The organism is Mycobacterium mantenii, from assembly GCF_001667865.1.
GTDB lineage: Bacteria > Actinomycetota > Actinomycetes > Mycobacteriales > Mycobacteriaceae > Mycobacterium > Mycobacterium mantenii_A.
Window position 1 is genome coordinate 82,615 of record NZ_LZJP01000012.1, and the last position, 17,176, is coordinate 99,790.

A 17,176-nucleotide genomic window follows, 5' to 3' on the forward strand; every position below is an offset into this window, starting at 1 on the left:
GGGTCGCCGCCACCCGGGCGCTCACATCACTTTCTGGAAGACCTTGGTCTCCGCCCGCCGGGTCATGCGCCAGCCGTCGGGCGTGCGGGCGAACTCGTCGTCGTACCAGAGTCCGCAGAACAGCACCTGGTCCTTGTCGCCACCCAGCACCATCGGGTTGAAGCAGATCACCCGCGACGTGGCCTTGTCCCCGTCTATCTGGACCGAGAAGTTGCCCAGCATGTGCGCGTACACCGGGAAGTTGGGCAGCACCTCGGCCAGCCACTTCTTCACCTCCGGGTATCGCCCCTCGATGCCGCCGAGCGCCGTGTAGTCGATGTAGGCGTCGGGGGTGAACACCTTGTCCAGGTCGTCGAATCGCCGCTGGTCAATGGCAGTGGAGTAGTCGACCAGAAGCTGCTGGATCTCGAGGCGGTCGGAGATTTCGGCCAGGCTCAACATGCATCGGACAGTACTGAAGATCGACGCCGAACAGGCCCGGAAGTTAGACTTTCGGCCCATGCGCAAGGTCATTGCCGCAGCCGCGGCCCTGCTCACGGTAGGTGCGTGCGGTGTCACCGTCCCCACGTCCTGGGCCGACAGCATGCAGCCGGTGGGCTCGGTGCCGATCCCCGACGGCCCGGCCCAGACCTGGATCGTCGCCGACCTCGACAGCGGACAGGTGCTGGCCGGCCGCGACCAGAACGTGCCCCATCCGCCGGCGAGCACCATCAAGACACTGCTCGCCCAGGTGGTCCTTGACTCGGTGAGCCTGGACTCGACCGTCGTCGCCGACGTCGCCGACACCCAGGTGGAGTGCAACTGCGTCGGCATCAAACCGGGCCGCACCTACACCGCGCGCCAGCTCCTCGACGGCCTGCTGCTGGTCTCGGGGAACGACGCCGCCAACACCCTGGCGCACATGCTCGGCGGCCCGGACGTGACCGTCGCCAAGATGAACGCCAAGGCGGCCTCGCTCGGGGCGACCAACACGCACGCGGCGACGCCGTCCGGGCTGGACGGCCCCGGCGGGTCGGGTGCCTCGACCGCGCACGACCTGGCGGTCATCTTCCGCGCGGCGATGGCCAACCCGGTATTCGCGCAGATCACCGCCGAGCCCTCGGCGATGTTCCCCGGCGACAACGGGGATCACCCGATCACCAACCAGGACGAACTGTTGCAGCGCTACCCCGGCGCGATCGGCGGCAAGACCGGCTTCACCAACGCCGCGCGCAAGACCTTCGTCGGGGCCGCCGCGCGCGGTGGCCGCCGGCTGGTGATCGCGATGATGTACGGGCTGATCAAAGAAGGCGGGCCGACGTACTGGGATCAGGCGGCGACGCTGTTCGACTGGGGATTCGCGCAGAGCCCGCAGTCGGGCATCGGCTCGCTCTAGAAGGCGGGATCCTCCAGAGCCGCTCTCAGCAGCGCCGTCAGCACCGGAATCCGCTGTTCGTCGAGTTCCGGCTGCGGGATGATGCTTTGCACCAGAGCGGCGCCGTCGAAGACGTTTGTCAGTAGTCCGACGATCACCGGGAATTTCTCCTCTGGGAATCGCTCTGCCCCCGGCAGCGCCCGCGCAGCATCGATGATCTTCTCGGCATACTGCCCGAGTTCCTGCTGCAGGGTGGCCTTGAGCTTCTCGTCGGTACGCGCGGCGACCAGCAGTTCGTAGAGCACCGCATTCCCCGGACTGTGGGTGATGTCCCGCAGAATCGTCAGGCCCGCCTCCAGCGGCGGCTCCTCGGGAGGTATCGCGGCAACCTGCTTGATGCCCCCCTCCATGAGGCGGCGCAACACCTCCGAGGCGGTGGCCGCCATGAAGTCGCCCATGGTGTCGAAGTGCCGGAACAGCGCACCGACCGACACCCCGGCCCGCTTGGTGATGACCGCGGCCGACGCCCGGGCGTAGCCGACCTCGATGATGGTGGAGATGCAGGCGTCGATGAGCCGCCCGACGGTTTCCTCGCGGCGCTGCTGCTGGGTTCTGGCCATGTCAGGCGGTAACGCTCAGCGCGCTGCGTTCCCGGCGGGTGCGCTCCCCCGCCCGCAGGTAGCGGCCCGACCGCACGGATTGCCCGTAGCCGTCCCGGAATTCGCCTTTCGACTGGCTCCCGCCGAAGACGACCACACCGCCCACACCGGTGGCGACGACGGCGTCGTCGTTGCGGTTGACCATGCGCCGCAGGCCGCCGTAGAACGGCACCGCTTCTTCGTGGTAGCCGTCGACGGATTCGTTGAGGCCGGCCGGGTCGATCACCACGAAGTCCGCACGGTCGCCCTGGCGCAGGGTGCCGGCGTCGATGCCGAACCACTCTCCCAGTTCACCGGTGAGCCGGTGCACCGCCTGCTCGATGGACATGAAGGGCGAACCGGCGCGGTAGGCGTCGCGGGCGCGCTTGAGCATTCGCAATCCGAAGTTGTAGAAAGCCATGTTGCGCAGGTGCGCGCCGGCATCCGAGAAGCCCATGTGCACGCTGCTCTCGTTGGCGAGCGCGTCCAGCAGCTTGGGGCGATGGTTGGCGACGACGGTCGTCCACCGGACGTTGCGTTCACCGTTCTCAACGAGCACGTCCAGGAACGCGTCGAGCGGGTGCAGCTTGCGCTCGTCGGCGATCGTGCCGAAGCTCTTGCCCACCAACGACTTATCCGGGCATTCGACGATGACTGCGTCGTGGAAGTCGCGGTGCCACAGCGATGGCCCGAGCTTGATGCGGTCGAACTCGCGCCGGAACTGCCGTCGGTATTCCTTGTCCGCCAGTAACTCGTTGCGCTGCAACTGGTCCCGTAGGTGCAGGGCGGCGGTTCCGGCGCCGAATTCCTCGAAGACCGGCAGATCGATTCCGTCGGAGTACAACTCGAACGGCACCGGCAGATGCTGGAATCGCACGGCGGCGCCCAGCAGCTTGTTCAGCAGGCGTGTCCCCGGGCCGAAGACGTACACCGAGAGCGGCATGGATTTGGCGTCGGCGGATACGAGCATGCTCATCCGAACGCCCTTGCCCCAGTTGAGTATCCGGCTGCTGGCCAAAAAGAACAGCATGCCGGTGGACGGCTTGGCCACGTTGGGGGCGCTCTGCAGCAGGCGGCCGCGCTTGCGCAGCACCTTGATCAGCCGGCGCCGTTCCCGCCACGTCGCGAAGGTCGACGGCAGGGCGCGCGAGCGGAACCGTTCGCCGTCGAGTTTGTCGATGGGCGCGTCCATCCCGGACATGCCGAGCACCCCGGCGTCGAGGGCCTCGTCCAGCAGGCCGGCCATCTTCTCCAGCTCGTCGGTGGTGGGCCGCACCGTGGCGTCGGTGGCCCGGTCCAGTCCGAGCACCGCGGTCCGCAGGTCCGAATGACCAAGCAGCGAGCCGATATTGGGCCCCAGCGGCAGGGCGTCGATCGCCTCGATGTATTCCGCGGCCGTCGACCAGGTCCGGTTGGAGCTCAACGCGCCGAAGACGTATTCGCGCGGCACCGCCTCCACCCGGCTGAACAGGTCGGCGGCGTCCTCGGAGTCGGCGTAGACCGTCGACAACGAGCAGTTGCCCAGCAACACCGTGGTGACACCGTGGCGAACCGACTCGCGCAGTCCGGGATCCAGCAGCACCTCGGCGTCGTAATGGGTGTGCACGTCCAGGAAGCCGGGCACCACCCACTTGCCGGCCGCGTCGATCACCTCCGGACAACCGGTCTCGTCCAGCGGCTCCGCGGACACGGCGGCCACGACGCCGTCGCGGATACCGAGCGTGCGCGTCAGCGGCGCGCTGCCGGTGCCGTCGAACCACAATCCGTCGCGAATGATCACGTCGTAGGCCATGGTTTCCTCCATGTCGTCGATTGCCGGAACGCTAACATAGATAGCAAGCACTCGCAATCTTTTTTCGGGAGACACGCCGACCCGTAATGCTGCTGGTTCGGGTCAGCGATCAGTTCTGAGGCCGAAACGGCGCCGCCGTGGGCGCGGCGCTGGGCGCGTGCCGCTCCGGGCTCTGCGGGCCCGAGCCGGGTTCCGGCACGACCACGGCCGGCGGCACCTCACCCGTGCGGCTCGCCACCGTGGGCACCCTGATCACGGCCGACCGCTGGCCGCATTCATCCGTTCGCACGGTGACGACCTCCTCGCCGATGAACTCGCCGTTGGGCTGCGGCCGCAGCGCGACCACCATGGTCGTGCCCTGCGTGGACTGCGATCCGTCCGGCCCCACGCACGGGAAATTGAGATCCACCGGCGCGGACTGCCACTCGCCGTCCGTGAATTTCATGAAGAGGGATCCCCCGCCGGGTGACATGCCCTGCATGTGGTCATTGTCGTCAAGCTGCATCGCGGCGGCGGAGCAGCCCTCCGGCTTGCACGACGACCGGAACGCCCACCACGTTCTGACATCGGGCGGCTGCGGATCGGCGACGTCGTTATATGTCTGCTTTGTGCGCTCGGCCTCGATGCGGTAGCTGCCGTCGAGTGGGGCAGGCGGGGATGCCGGGTTGGTCGGTGTCGGAGCGGCGACCTGCTTAGGTGTTGTGGTGGCGGTGTGGCGCCCGATGGCGATGCCCGCAACCAGCGCCCCGGCGACGAGTGCCACCGCCGCTGCCCCCAACAAGACCTTCCGCAGCCTGCGCTTCGGGGGCACGCCCGCTTCGTCCGGCGTCGTCGCCGCGACGTCCTCCGGCGGCGCCGCCGCCGTGTCCTTTTCGTCGTCGGCGTCCGGCTCGAGATCGGGTTCGGGTTCAGGGCGTTCACCCGTCGACAGGCCCCCCGGTTCACTTGCCGCCTGGGCGAAGTCGTGACAGGTTTCGAATCGGTCCTCGGGTCGTTCGGCGAGCGCCTTGGCGAAGACGCTGTCCAGGTGCGCCAGCTCGGGACGCTGATCGCTGAGCCGCGGCAACTTGCCGTCGCGGTGCCGGCGCAGCGCGGCCACGGGGTCGGCATCCGCAACCGGCGGCGTGCCGGTCAGCAGGTGAAATGCGGTGGCCGCCAACGCGTACTGGTCGGCGCGCCCGTCGACGTCGTCGCCACTCAACAGTTCCGGCGCCGCGTAAGCAACGGTTACCTGGGTCGCGTCGCCCGCTGCCTGCGCGAGTGGCCGGGCTATGCCGAAGTCGGTCAACAGGATTCGTTGTTTTCCGCTGGCACGGTCGGTCAGCAGGATGTTGGCCGGTTTCACATCGCGATGCGTCAGCCCGCGCAGGTGGGCGTAGTCGAGGGCGCCGGCGATGGCGGTGACCATGGCCAGCACCTCGACGGCCGGCGAAACGGCCGGGAACCGGTCGGTCATGAGCTGGGCGGCGCTGGTGCCTTCGATGTATTCCATCGCGATGTAGAGCCGGCCGTCGAACTGGCCGCGCTCGTACACCTCGACGATGTGGGGGTAGTGCAGGTTGGCGACGACCGGGGTTTCCTCCCGGAACCGCGCCGCGAAGTCGGCGTCCGCCGACAGTTCGCGGGACAGCACCTTCAACGCCTGCCGGCGGGTCGACTGGGGATCCTGGACGAGGTAGACCTCACCCGTCACTCCTGAGCCCAGCACTCGCGACACGATGTAGCCGGCAAAGCTCGCGCCGCTGGGCAACGACATTCGGCGATCCTATCCGCCCGCGCACCGCGACGCGCGGCTAAGCGGCCGGGCGAAACGTCTTGCCGCGCAGGATCACCAGGTCGGGGCTCCTCAACACGGCGGCGCCCGTACGCGGGTCGTCCGAGTAACACAGCAGGTCCGCCGAGGCGCCATGATCCAGCCCCGGCCGGCCCAGCCAGCGGCGCGCGTCCCAGCACGCCGCACCCAGCGCCTCGGTCGGGCTCATCCCGACGCCCTTGAGCGCCTCGACCTCGTCGGCGATGCGCCCGGGCGCCACCATGGTGCCGGCGTCGCTGCCGGCGTAGATCGGTACACCCGCCTCGCGGGCCGCGGCGATCCGCGACAGGCCGCGGGCGTGCAGGTCGCGCATGTGCGCGGCGTACGCCGGATACTTCGCGGCGGCGTCGGCGATGCCGGGGAAGTTCTCGACGATGTTGACCAGCGTCGGGACCAGGACGGTGCCGTGCTCGACCATCAGCTCGATCGTGTCGTCGTCCAGGCCGGTGCCGTGCTCGATGCAGTCGATGCCGGCGTTGATCAGCCCGGGCAGCGCGTCCTCACTGAAGACGTGCGCGGTGACCCGGGCGCCGTGGGCGTGGGCGGTTTCGATGGCGGCCTTGAGCACGTCGTCGGACCACAGCGGGGCCAGATCGCCGACGCCGCGGTCGATCCAGTCCCCGACCAGCTTGATCCAGCCGTCGCCGCGCCTGGCCTCCTCGGCCACCGCGGCCGGCAGCTGCCACTCGTCTTCCAGCTCACGCGCGAAGCCCGCCGCGTACCGCTTGGGTCTGGCCAGGTGCTTGCCCGCCCGGATGATGCGGGGCAGATCGTCGCGGTCGTCCAGGCTGCGGGTGTCGGTGGGCGAGCCGCAGTCCCGCAACAGCAGCGCGCCGACATCGCGTTCGATCTCGGCCTGGGCGATCGCGTCGTCGAGCGGGATCTCGCCGTGATCACCCAGCCCGACGTGGCAGTGGGCGTCGACCAGACCGGGCACGATCCAACCACCGTCGAAAACGGTGTCGGCGCCGGCGACCGGTTCGGCGCTGATGCGGCCGTCGACGATCCACAGTTCGATCTCGTTCTCGTCGGGCAGGCCCACGCCCCGCACGTGCATGCGCACCGGGCGGCTACTTTCTTCCCGTCCGATGGTGACGACCCGCTTCGCCCGGCTCCGCCGCGCTCGCGATCGTTCCCGTCCGATGGTGACGACCCGCTTCGCCCGGCTCCGCCGCGCTCGCGATCGTCACGGCTTGCCCGGGAACTTCAGCTTGGACAGGTCGAAGTCGGCCAGACCGGGTGGCAACTCGTTGAGACCCTCGGGCATCTGCGACAGGTCGGGGAAGGCGGCCGGCATGCCCGGCATGCCCTGCATGAGCGGGTTCCTGGCCTTCGGCGGCGTCGGGCCGCGTCCGCCCTTCTTACCCTTCTTGCCCTTCGCTCCCTTGGACTTTCGCGTGGCCGACTTGCGGCCCAGGCCGGGGATGCCCATGCCGCCGAGCATCGACGACATCATCTTGCGGGCCTCGAAGAAGCGGTCGACCAGCTGGTTGACCTCGGACACCGTGACGCCCGAACCGTTGGCGATGCGCAGCCGCCGCGACGCGTTGATGATCTTCGGATCGGCGCGCTCCGCGGGGGTCATGCCGCGGATGATGGCCTGCAGGCGGTCGAGCTGGCGGTCGTCGACCTGGGCCAGCGCGTCCTTCATCTGCCCGGCGCCGGGCAGCATGCCCAGCAGGTTGCCGATCGGGCCCATCTTGCGGATGGCCAGCATCTGCTCCAGGAAGTCCTCGAGCGTGAGCTCGCCGCTGCCGATCTTGACCGCCGCGGCCTCGGCCTGTTCGGCGTCGAAGACCTGCTCGGCCTGCTCGATCAGGCTCAGCACGTCGCCCATGCCCAGGATGCGGCTGGACATCCGGTCGGGGTGGAAGACGTCGAAGTCCTCCAGCTTCTCGCCGGTGGAGGCGAAAAGGATTGGGACGCCGGTCACCTCGCGCACCGACAAGGCGGCGCCACCGCGGGCGTCGCCGTCGAGCTTGGTCAGCACCACCCCGGTGAACCCGACACCCTCGCGGAACGCCTCGGCCGTGGTGACGGCGTCCTGGCCGATCATCGCGTCCAGCACGAACAGCACTTCATCGGGATTGACGGCGTCGCGGATTGCCGCCGCCTGGGCCATCAGCTCGTCGTCGATGCCCAGCCGGCCGGCGGTGTCGACGATGACGACGTCGAAATGCTTGGCCTGCGCCTCGGCGAGCCCCGCGGCCGCCACCGCGACCGGGTCGCCGGGCCCGGACTCGGGGGATGCGCCGGGATGCGGCGCGAACACCGGTACCCCGGCGCGCTCACCGACGACTTGCAGCTGGTTCACCGCGGCCGGGCGCTGCAGGTCGCAAGCCACCAGCAGCGGAGTGTGGCCCTGACCGCGCAGCCATGCGGCCAGCTTCCCGGCCAACGACGTCTTACCGGATCCCTGCAGACCGGCGAGCATCACCACGGTCGGCGGGGTTTTGGCGAACACCAGCTGGCGGGTCTGACCGCCCAGGATGCCGATCAGTTCTTCGTTGACGATCTTGACGACCTGCTGCGCCGGGTTGAGGGCCCCGGAGACCTCAGCGCCCTTGGCGCGGTCCTTGATCCGGGTGACAAAGGCGCGCACCACGGGCAACGACACATCGGCTTCCAACAGCGCCAGCCGGATCTCGCGGGTAGTGGCCTCGATATCGGCGTCGGTCAGTCGACCCTTGCCGCGTAATCCCTGAAGGGCACCGGTCAACCGGTCGGACAGCGATTCAAACACCCCGCCAGCCTAGTGGTAGTGCCGTCGCGGCGAGCCCGGGCCGCCCTCCGACCGCGACACTGCAACCACGCACACGACACGCCGACAAAGGTGTGCGTAATTTCAGTCTCGGCGCGACCGCGACCGGGCTTGAATGATCGAGCGAACACAAAACGCCGCCGAACGAGGTGAAGCTCATGCTCGAGGTGATCGACAAAGGGTCCTGCAGCCCAGCGCATCCGGTGCCGCTGCTCTTCGTGCACGGCGGCTGGCACGGCGCGTGGTGCTGGGAGCACTTTCTGGACTTCTTCGCCGACGCCGGCTACCGGGCAGTGGCGGTGAGCCTGCGCGGGCACGGCGCCAGCCCCACGTCCAAGCCGCTGCCGAAGGTATCCATCGCCGACTACATCGACGACGTCCGTACGGTGGCCGACGACCTGGGCGGCGCGCCGATCCTGATCGGCCATTCCCTGGGCGGGTTCGTGATCCAGCGCTACCTCGAACATCGGACCGCGCCGGCCGCGGTGCTGGTGGGCTCCGTGCCACCGCAGGGCGTGCTCACACTCGCGTTGCGGGTGTGGCGCCGCCGACCGTCGATGACGATGGAATCGTGGAGCGACCCCACGCTGCTGAAATTCCTCGCCACCCCGGCACTGGCCCGCGAATACCTGTTCTGCGCCGACACGCCCGAGGCCGTCGTCGAATCCTGCCGGCAACGCGCCGGAGCCGAGAGCGTTCGCGCCGCCATGACCGATCCGATCGTCCGCCGCGTCAGAACCAAGCGGGTGACCACGCCGATCCTGGTCCTGGGCGCCGAGTACGACGGCTTCGTCAGCGTCCGCGAGGTGCGCAACACCGCGCGGGCCTACCGAACCGAACCGGAATTCTTCTCCATGGGCCACAACATGATGCTCGAACCGGGCTGGGCCGAGGTTGCCGGACGCATCCATGAATGGCTGCAGACCCGCGAGACGGCGCGCCCGACACGATAGCCGATCGAGTCGTTACTGCGCCGAAAAGCGTTGGCGTGCTAGATTTCACAGCCGCGACTCAATCGAGTTAGACGCGTCGACGAGCAACGAACGGGGGGCCTGTGTCGGTGCCGCTCAGCAGCATCCAGGCGCAGGCCGACAGCGAGTCCAGCGACGCCAGCACCGGCGTGCTGCGCGGCTGGCAGCGCCGGGCGCTGGTCAAGTATCTCGCCGCCCAGCCGCGCGATTTCCTGGCGGTGGCCACCCCGGGCTCGGGGAAGACGACCTTCGCCCTGCGGGTGGCGGCCGAACTGCTCGGCCAGCGGGCCGTCGATCAGGTCACCGTCGTGGTGCCCACCGAGCACCTGAAGGTGCAGTGGGCGCAGGCCGCGCAGCGCTACGGCCTGGCCCTGGACCCGAGGTTCTCCAACAGCAACGCACGGATCGCGCCGGAGTATCACGGCGTGATGGTCACCTACGCCCAGGTCGCCGCGCATCCGACGTTGCACCGGGTGCGCACCGAGCAGCGCAAGACCCTGGTCGTCTTCGATGAGATACATCACGGCGGCGACGCCAAGACGTGGGGCGACGCCATCCGCGAAGCCTTCGGCGACGCCACCCGCCGGCTCGCCCTGACGGGCACGCCCTTTCGTAGCGACGACAGCCCCATCCCGTTCGTGACCTATGAGGCCGGTCCCGACGGGATACGGCGTTCGCAGGCCGACCACACCTACGGCTACACCGACGCCCTCGCCGACGGCGTGGTCCGGCCGGTGGTGTTCCTCGCCTACTCCGGGGAGGCACGCTGGCGCGACAGCGCCGGGGAGGAGCACGCGGCCCGCCTCGGCGAGCCGCTGTCGGCCGAGCAGACCGCGCGCGCATGGCGCACAGCGCTGGACCCCGCCGGTGAATGGATGCCCGCGGTGATAAGCGCCGCGGATCTGCGGCTGCGCCAGTTGCGCACGCACATACCCGACGCCGGCGGCATGATCATCGCCTCGGATCAGACCGCGGCCCGCGCGTATGCCGTCCTGTTGGCCAGGCTGACCGGCGAGGCGCCGACGCTGGTGCTCTCCGATGATCCCGGATCGTCGGCGCGGATCAGCGAATTCGCCGCGAGCACCAGCCGCTGGCTGGTCGCGGTCCGGATGGTCTCCGAAGGCGTCGACGTGCCGCGGCTGTCGGTGGGGATCTACGCCACCAGCGCGTCGACGCCGCTGTTCTTCGCCCAGGCCATCGGCCGGTTCGTGCGGTCGCGCCGCCAGGGTGAAATCGCGAGCATCTTCGTGCCGTCGGTGCCGAACCTGCTGCAGCTGGCCAGCGAGCTGGAGGCCCAGCGCAACCACGTGCTGGGCGAGCCGCACCGGGTCTCCGAGGGCGATCCCCTCGACGGCGATCCCGCCACCAAGACGCAGGATGAGAAGGGCGACCTCGACAAAGGGTTCACCTCGTTGGGCGCCGACGCGGAACTCGATCAGCTGATCTTCGACGGATCATCGTTCGGCACCGCCGCCGCGGCCGGCAGCGAGGAGGAGGCGGACTACCTCGGCATCCCTGGGCTGCTCGATGCGGATCAGATGCGCGCGCTGCTGCACCAGCGTCAGGAAGAGCAGCTGCAGAAGCGGGCCCAGCTGCAGAAGGAGGGTGGGCCGCTGACGGCCGCCGAAGCCCCGTCCGCCACGGTGCATGGCCAGCTTCGGGAGCTGCGCCGCGAGCTGAACACCCTGGTCTCGATCGCCCATCACCGCACCGGCAAGCCGCACGGCTGGATCCACAACGAGCTGCGGCGGCGCTGCGGCGGTCCCCCGATAGCCGCGGCCAGCCGCGAACAGCTGCGGGCGCGCATCGACGCGGTGCGCCGACTCAACGCCGAACACTCCTGACGGGCCGCTGTCAGGCCTCGCGGGGATCGCGAGCGCGGCGAAGCCGGGCGAAGCGGGTCGCCACCGTCGACCTAGTCGCCGACGGGTTCCTCGAGCACCTCGACCGCGGGGCCGCCCAACACCGCCAGCAGGCTCTGCTCGACTCCGTCCCGCGCGCCGTGGTCGGCGCCCTCGGCGGCTTGGCCCGACGCCACGCAGAAGACGTCCGCCGCCGTCGACCCGAAGGTGTTGACCTTCGCCCAGACGATGTCGGTGCCCGCGCGTTCGAGCGCGCTGGTCAGCAGCGCGAGCAACCCGAGTCGATCCATGGCGCGGACTTCGACGATCAACTGGTCGGGTGAGGCCGAGTCGACCCACAGGATGCGCGGCGGCGCGCTCGACCGCGTGACGGGCACCCCGACCTGGATTTCGCCGGCCCGGCCGGTCGCCGCGCTGACGGCGTCGCTGTCGCGCTTCTCCAGCGTGCCCAACACGTCGACGTCGCCGCCCAGCGCGCCGGTGAACTGCTGGCGCAACAGGCCCGCTTCCGGCGGCGAACCGAACAACGGCGACACCACGAATTCGACGATCGCGAATCCATCGTGGGTGCTGGCCGATGCGGAATGGATGCGCAGTGAGTTCAGCGCCAGCACCGCGGCGGCTTTCGACACCAGCCCCCGCTGATCCGGTGCGGCCATCACCACGTCCAGGCGCTCGCCGCCGCTGGGCTTGATGTCCACATGGACGCTGCGGTCAGCCGCCAGTGAAAGATATTGTGGCGCAGCGGGTTCCGCTTCAGGCAGCGGCTCCCCCGCCATCACCAGCCGACAGCGCCGGACCAGGTCCTCGATCAGCGACGCCTTCCATTCGCTCCATACCCCGGGGCCGGTGGCCTTCGAGTCGGCCTCGGTCAAGGCGTGTAGAACGTCGAGCAACAGCGCGTCCCCACTCAGCGCGTTGACCACGCGCTCAATGGTTTTGGGGTCATTCAGGTCGCTGCGGGTGGCCACCATCGGCAGCAGCAGGTGGTGGCGGACCAGCTGGGCGAGCAGCTCGACCTCGACCGGCGCAATGCCCAGCCGGGGCCCGATCTCCAGCGCCAGGCCCGCGCCGAGCACGCTGTGGTCGACGCCGCGGCCCTTGCCGATGTCGTGCAGCAGTGCGCCCAGCGCGAGCAGGTCGGGTCGCGCCACCCGGGTGGACAGCGGCGCGGCGTTGACGGCCGTCTCGATGACGTGGCGGTCCACCGTCCATTTGTGCGCGACGTCGCGCGGCGGCAGGTCGCGGATGGCGTCCCATTCGGGCAGCAGCCGGCCCCACAGCCCGGTGCGGTCGAGCGCCTCGATCGTCGTCACCGTGGTCGGGCCGGCGGACAGCACAACGAGCAAGTCGTCCAACGCCTCTCGCGGCCACGGCACCGGCATCTCCGGCGCGCTGGCGGCCAGGCGGCTCAGCGTGGCGGCGCCGATCGGCAGCCCGGTGTCGGCCGCCGCGGCGGCCACCCGCAACACCAAACCCACGTCGGTGTCCGGACGTGCGTCGCGGGCGAGCACGATCTCGCCGGCATATTCGACGACGCCCTCGTCCAGCGGGCGGCGCTTGGGGCGCCGCACCAGGGCCGTCACGCCGCGACGCGGCAGCGCGTTCTCGGCGGTCCGAATGCCCGTCTCGGCGTGGTAGGCGATGGTGCGCCCGGCGTCGGATAGCTTGCGCGCCAAGTCAAATCGGTCCCCGATGTGCAAGGCGGCGCTGATCTCATCGGCGTATTGGGCCTGCAGCTGGTCACGTCCGCGTCCCGATACCCGGTGCAGCTCGGTGCGCACGTCGAGCAGCGTGAGGTGGGCGTCGTCGAGCGAACCGCCGGGTGATTCGGGGCGGGCCATGCCGTGGCGGTCGATCAGCTGGGCCACGCCCAGCGCATCGAGCAGCTGCACATCGCGAAGCCCGCCGCGACCCGATTTCAGGTCGGGTTCGGCCCGCTGCGCGATGCGGCCGCAACGCTCCCAGCGGGCCTGCGTGATTTCGACGAGCTCGTTCATTCGGGACCGAATTGCGCTGCGCCACTGCCGTCGTGCGCCGGCGATCAGTTCGTCGGACAGCCGGGCATCGCCGGCGATGTGGCGCGCGTCCAGCATGCCCAGCGCCGCGATCATGTCGGTATTGGCCACCCCGAGGGCCCCGGAGACGGTCCGCACGCTGTGGTCGAGCCGAACGTTGGCGTCCCACAACGGATACCACAACTTGTCGGCGACCTTGCCCAGCACGTCGTCGGATTTGTTGTCGTGCAACAGCATGAGATCGAGGTCGGAATACGGCAACAGCTCATGGCGGCCCAATCCGCCGATCCCGACGATCGCGAAGCCACTGTCGTCGGCGATCCCGATCTCGGCCGCCTTGGCCATCAACCACGATTCGTGCAGATCCAGCCAGGCGTGCCGCAGTTCGGCGGCGTGCAGCTTGCTTCCCTCAGACAGCAGTTGGCGCCGCGAGGCAGCCAGATCGACTGCCCCGCAGGCGCTTTCTGTCCCCGCTAGGCGCCCGGGCGAGTCGGGGTCGTTCGGGGTCATACCCTCCCGGCCCGCCCGGGTCGAATCAGCAATTGACAGCGGACGTCATAGCGCATCGGTTCCGCGCTCGCCGGTACGCACCCGCACAATGGTTTCCACGGGGCTCACCCACACTTTGCCGTCACCGATCTTGCCGGTGCGCGCGGCCCGGACGATGCTGTCCACGACCTTGTCGACGATGGAGTCGTCGACGACGACCTCGATGCGCACCTTGGGCACGAAGTCGACCGAGTATTCGGCGCCCCGGTAGACCTCGGTGTGACCCTTCTGCCGTCCGTAGCCCTGGATTTCGCTGACCGTCATCCCCAGGACGCCCGCGTCCTCGAGGCTGGTCTTCACGTCATCGAGCGTGAACGGCTTTACGATCGCGGTGATCAGCTTCATGACTGCTCTGCCTCCACTTTGTCGCCCACTCGCTCCTCCTCCAGGCCGTTGCGGGTATCCGCCACGGCGACCCGGGGCGGGAGAACCGAACCGGTGGCCACGGCGAAGTCGTAGCCACTTTCGGCGTGCTCCGCCTCGTCGATACCCGTGGCCTCCGCCTCTGGGTTGAGGCGAAGCCCGATGGTGTATTTCAGGATCAACGCCAGGATCAGCGTAACCACCCCAGAGTAGATGAGGACACTGAACGCGCCGACCGCCTGCCGCTCGAGCTGAGCCCAGCCGCCGCCGTAGAACAATCCCTTGGACACGCCGGTGACGCCGTTGATGGCCGGGCTCTCCGGTGCGGCGAGCAGCCCCACCAGCAGCGTGCCCGCGAGACCGCCGACCAGGTGCACCCCGACCACGTCGAGCGAGTCGTCGAAGCCCAGCTTGAACTTCAGACCGACCGCGAGCGCGCACACCACGCCGGCCACCAGGCCCACCACCAACGCGCCCAGCACGTTGACCGACGAGCAGGACGGCGTGATGGCCACCAGGCCCGCGACGATCCCGGATGCGGCGCCCAGCGTTGTCGCCTTGCCGTCACGGATGCGCTCGGTGAGCATCCAGCCCAGCATCGCGGTGGCCGTCGCGACCGTGGTGGTCATGAAGGTCGACCCGGCGACACCGTTGGAGCTGGTGGCCGATCCGGCGTTGAAGCCGTACCACCCGAACCACAGCAGGCCGGCACCGAGCATCACGAACGGCAGGTTGTGCGGCCGGAACAGCGTGGTGGGCCAACCGCGGCGTTTGCCCAGCACGATCGCCAGCATCAGGCCCGCCACACCGGAATTGATGTGGACCGCGGTCCCGCCGGCGAAGTCGATCGCGTGCAGCTTGTTGGCGATCCAGCCACCCTTCTCGGAGGCGAACCCGTCGAACGCGAAAACCCAATGGGCGACCGGGAAGTAGACGAACGTCGCCCACAGACCGGCGAACACCAGCCAGGCGCCGAACTTCAGCCGGTCGGACACGGCACCGGAGATCAGGGCGACGGTGATGATCGCGAACATCAGTTGGAACGCCACGAACACGGTGGCCGGCAGGGTTCCCGCTAGCGGGATGTCCGTTGCCGCAGTGCCTTTGCTCGGATCGGCAGCCACCGCGTTGACACCGATGAGGCCCTTGAGGCCCCAGAACGAGGTCGGCTTTCCGACGACGCCGCCGGCGTCGTCGCCAAAGGCGATCGAATAGCCGTAGAGCACCCACAGCACGGTGACGACGCCCATCGCGCTGATGCTCATCATGAGCATGTTCAGAACGCTTCTGGCGCGCACCATTCCGCCGTAGAAAAACGCCAGACCCGGCGTCATCAACAGCACCAGCGCGGAACTGGCCAACATCCAGGCGGTATCGCCGGTATTGGGCTGGCCCAGTATCGGGTATGTCACTCGCAATCTCCTCCGGTCGGCCCACAACTGGCCACCAGGCATGAGTCCGATGACCTGATCCAGAACATTGCGCAATGGTTGTTTCGGCGATGGGGCCGCCGTGTTTCAGCGGGATTAACGTCCCGCTCATCGTGTAAGCGTTTCAGCCGAGCAGCGCGTCGACGAAAGCGGCCGGTTCGAACGGCGCGAGATCGTCGGGGCCTTCCCCGAGACCGACCAGTTTGACCGGCACGCCGAGTTCCTGCTGAACCCGAAAGACGATGCCGCCCTTAGCCGTTCCGTCCAGTTTGGTCAGCACGGCACCGGTGATCTCGACCACCTCGGCGAACACCCGCGCCTGGGCCAGCCCGTTCTGCCCGATGGTCGCGTCGAGCACCAGCAACACCTCGTCGACGGCGGCTCGCCGTGTTACGACCCGCTTAACTTTGTCGAGCTCGTCCATCAGCCCGACCTTGGTGTGCAACCGCCCCGCGGTGTCGATCAGCACCACGTCGGCACCCGCGGCGATGCCCTTGTCGACGGCGTCGAACGCCACGGAGGCCGGGTCGGCGCCCTCGGCCCCGCGCACCACTTCCGCACCCACCCGCGACGCCCAGGTCTGCAGCTGATCAGCCGCGGCGGCGCGGAAGGTGTCGGCGGCGCCCAGGACGACGCGCCGGCCGTCGGCGACGAGCACCCGGGCCAACTTGCCGACGGTGGTGGTCTTTCCGGTGCCGTTGACCCCGACGATCAGCAGCACAGAGGGATGGTCGTCGTGGGGCAGCGCCCGGATCGACCGGTCCATGCCGGGCTGCAACTCCCTGATCAGCACGTCGCGCAGCACGGCCTTGGCGTCGGCTTCGGTGCGCACGTCGCTGCCGGCCAGGCGGCTGCGCAGCTGGGAGATCACCGATTCGGCGACCACCGGGCCCAGGTCGGCGACCAGCAGCGTGTCCTCGACGTCCTGCCAGGCGTCCTCGTCCAGGTCGCCGCCGCCGATCAGGCCCAGCACGCTGCGCCCGAGCGCGTTCTGCGACCTGGCCAGCCTGCCGCGCAGCCGCTCCAGCCGGCCTTCGGTGGGTGCGATCTCCTCGATCGCGGGGACGGCCGGCGTTTCGGGTGCCGGCGCCTCGGGGACGGCCGGGGCCTCAGGGGCGGCGGGGACCTCAGGAGCGGCGGGGACCTCAGGAGCGGCCGGCGCCTCGGGCGCGGCGGGGGCGGCCGGCGCCTGCAGGTCCGACGGCGGCGGGGCGAGGGTCTCGGGTTCGGGGAGTTCGACCTCGGAGATGGCGCGCCGCGGCGCGTCGCGGGGAATGGTCGCGTCGTCGCCTACCGCCGGCAGACCGGTGGTGTCGAGCCGATCGGCCGTGGTGGTCCGGCTGAACGTGATGCCCGAGGACGCGGTGTAGCCGCCGGAACGGTCGATCGCCCCGGGTTCGGGCCGGGTCGAGAAGCTGATGCGGCGCCGGCGGTACCGCAGCAGCCCCAGGACCAGCGCGGTGATGACGACCAGGGCAGCAACGACCGCGATGGCGATCCAAAGACCTTGGGACACGCTGACATTGTTTCAGGGACGGCATGGCCGCCCGGCAGCCACCACCTTCGGGCGCTCGATCGATGGCGCCCACCCGCTTCGCCCGGCTCCACCGCGCTTGCGATCGGCG

Annotated in this window: 12 protein-coding genes and 2 pseudogenes; 3 read left to right on the forward strand and 11 right to left on the reverse strand. The window is 69.2% G+C overall.

All coding sequences use genetic code 11. From position 1 onward, the window contains the following. Positions 1–21 precede the first annotated feature (21 nt). Positions 22–441, reverse strand: coding sequence for a nuclear transport factor 2 family protein (locus tag A5688_RS01680; protein WP_067835392.1), 420 nt, complete (start codon positions 439–441; stop codon positions 22–24). Positions 442–499: 58 nt separating this feature from the next. Here A5688_RS01680 and A5688_RS01685 point away from each other — a divergent pair, with 58 nt between their 5' ends. Next, the gene (locus tag A5688_RS01685; protein ID WP_067835394.1) at positions 500–1,375 is read left to right on the forward strand and encodes a D-alanyl-D-alanine carboxypeptidase family protein; all 876 of its coding nucleotides are present in this window, start codon (positions 500–502) and stop codon (positions 1,373–1,375) included. On the opposite strand, the gene A5688_RS01690 is transcribed toward A5688_RS01685, so the two are convergent. From A5688_RS01690 to ffh, 6 genes and pseudogenes are all read right to left on the reverse strand, one after another. Further along, positions 1,372–1,974, reverse strand: coding sequence for a TetR/AcrR family transcriptional regulator (locus tag A5688_RS01690; RefSeq protein WP_067835396.1), 603 nt, complete (start codon positions 1,972–1,974; stop codon positions 1,372–1,374). The two genes, A5688_RS01685 and A5688_RS01690, sit on opposite strands and share 4 nt — an antisense overlap. 1 nt (position 1,975) lies before the next feature. Then, positions 1,976–3,822 (reverse strand): annotated as a pseudogene (locus tag A5688_RS01695) (N-acyl-D-amino-acid deacylase family protein). A gap of 71 nt (positions 3,823–3,893) precedes the next feature. Next, complete coding sequence (locus A5688_RS01700; RefSeq protein ID WP_067912785.1) at positions 3,894–5,540, reverse strand: serine/threonine-protein kinase; 1,647 nt, start codon at positions 5,538–5,540, stop codon at positions 3,894–3,896. 37 nt (positions 5,541–5,577) lie between these two features. Next, on the reverse strand, positions 5,578–6,654 hold the full coding sequence (locus tag A5688_RS01705) for a metal-dependent hydrolase family protein (protein ID WP_120312442.1): 1,077 nt from the start codon (positions 6,652–6,654) through the stop codon (positions 5,578–5,580). 34 nt (positions 6,655–6,688) lie between these two features. Further along, positions 6,689–6,790: pseudogene (locus A5688_RS28485) on the reverse strand (hypothetical protein); the annotation flags it as partial. Continuing rightward, positions 6,784–8,340: a signal recognition particle protein gene (gene ffh / locus A5688_RS01710; RefSeq protein ID WP_067912780.1), complete on the reverse strand. Its 1,557-nt coding sequence runs from the start codon at positions 8,338–8,340 to the stop codon at positions 6,784–6,786. The pseudogene A5688_RS28485 and the gene ffh, both read right to left, overlap by 7 nt. A gap of 176 nt (positions 8,341–8,516) precedes the next feature. On the opposite strand from ffh, the gene A5688_RS01715 reads away from it, so the two are divergent. Both A5688_RS01715 and A5688_RS01720 read left to right on the forward strand, forming a co-directional pair. Then, positions 8,517–9,311, forward strand: a complete 795-nt coding sequence (locus tag A5688_RS01715) for an alpha/beta hydrolase (RefSeq protein ID WP_067835407.1) — start codon at positions 8,517–8,519, stop codon at positions 9,309–9,311. 101 nt (positions 9,312–9,412) lie between these two features. Next, positions 9,413–11,173 (forward strand): DEAD/DEAH box helicase, encoded by a 1,761-nt coding sequence (locus A5688_RS01720; RefSeq protein ID WP_067912777.1) that lies wholly within the window; start codon positions 9,413–9,415, stop codon positions 11,171–11,173. A gap of 71 nt (positions 11,174–11,244) precedes the next feature. Here A5688_RS01720 and A5688_RS01725 read toward each other — a convergent pair whose 3' ends face one another. From A5688_RS01725 to ftsY, 4 genes are all read right to left on the reverse strand, one after another. Continuing rightward, the gene (locus A5688_RS01725) at positions 11,245–13,719 is read right to left on the reverse strand and encodes a [protein-PII] uridylyltransferase (protein ID WP_082955156.1); all 2,475 of its coding nucleotides are present in this window, start codon (positions 13,717–13,719) and stop codon (positions 11,245–11,247) included. 45 nt (positions 13,720–13,764) lie between these two features. After that, the gene (gene glnB, locus A5688_RS01730; protein WP_003878721.1) at positions 13,765–14,103 is read right to left on the reverse strand and encodes a nitrogen regulatory protein P-II; all 339 of its coding nucleotides are present in this window, start codon (positions 14,101–14,103) and stop codon (positions 13,765–13,767) included. Next, positions 14,100–15,575 carry an ammonium transporter gene (locus A5688_RS01735; protein ID WP_067835505.1) on the reverse strand — a complete coding sequence of 492 codons (1,476 nt, stop codon included), beginning with the start codon at positions 15,573–15,575 and terminating at the stop codon, positions 14,100–14,102. The genes glnB and A5688_RS01735 overlap by 4 nt, the downstream gene beginning before the upstream one ends. A 100-nt stretch (positions 15,576–15,675) precedes the next feature. Then, positions 15,676–17,067 carry a signal recognition particle-docking protein FtsY gene (gene ftsY / locus A5688_RS01740; protein ID WP_067912774.1) on the reverse strand — a complete coding sequence of 464 codons (1,392 nt, stop codon included), beginning with the start codon at positions 17,065–17,067 and terminating at the stop codon, positions 15,676–15,678. Positions 17,068–17,176: the final 109 nt, after the last annotated feature.

Excerpts from the sequence above, each read along its gene's own strand:
- A5688_RS01680 (WP_067835392.1), bottom strand. The coding sequence starts at position 441 with ATGTTGAGCCTGGCCGAAATCTCCGACCGCCTCGAGATCCAGCAGCTT.
- A5688_RS01735 (WP_067835505.1), bottom strand. The coding sequence starts at position 15,575 with ATGCCTGGTGGCCAGTTGTGGGCCGACCGGAGGAGATTGCGAGTGACA.
- A5688_RS01690 (WP_067835396.1), bottom strand. The coding sequence starts at position 1,974 with ATGGCCAGAACCCAGCAGCAGCGCCGCGAGGAAACCGTCGGGCGGCTC.
- A5688_RS01715 (WP_067835407.1), top strand. The coding sequence starts at position 8,517 with ATGCTCGAGGTGATCGACAAAGGGTCCTGCAGCCCAGCGCATCCGGTG.
- A5688_RS01705 (WP_120312442.1), bottom strand. The coding sequence starts at position 6,654 with ATGCACGTGCGGGGCGTGGGCCTGCCCGACGAGAACGAGATCGAACTG.
- glnB (WP_003878721.1), bottom strand. The coding sequence starts at position 14,103 with ATGAAGCTGATCACCGCGATCGTAAAGCCGTTCACGCTCGATGACGTG.
- A5688_RS01700 (WP_067912785.1), bottom strand. The coding sequence starts at position 5,540 with ATGTCGTTGCCCAGCGGCGCGAGCTTTGCCGGCTACATCGTGTCGCGA.
- A5688_RS01725 (WP_082955156.1), bottom strand. The coding sequence starts at position 13,719 with ATGACCCCGAACGACCCCGACTCGCCCGGGCGCCTAGCGGGGACAGAA.
- A5688_RS01685 (WP_067835394.1), top strand. The coding sequence starts at position 500 with ATGCGCAAGGTCATTGCCGCAGCCGCGGCCCTGCTCACGGTAGGTGCG.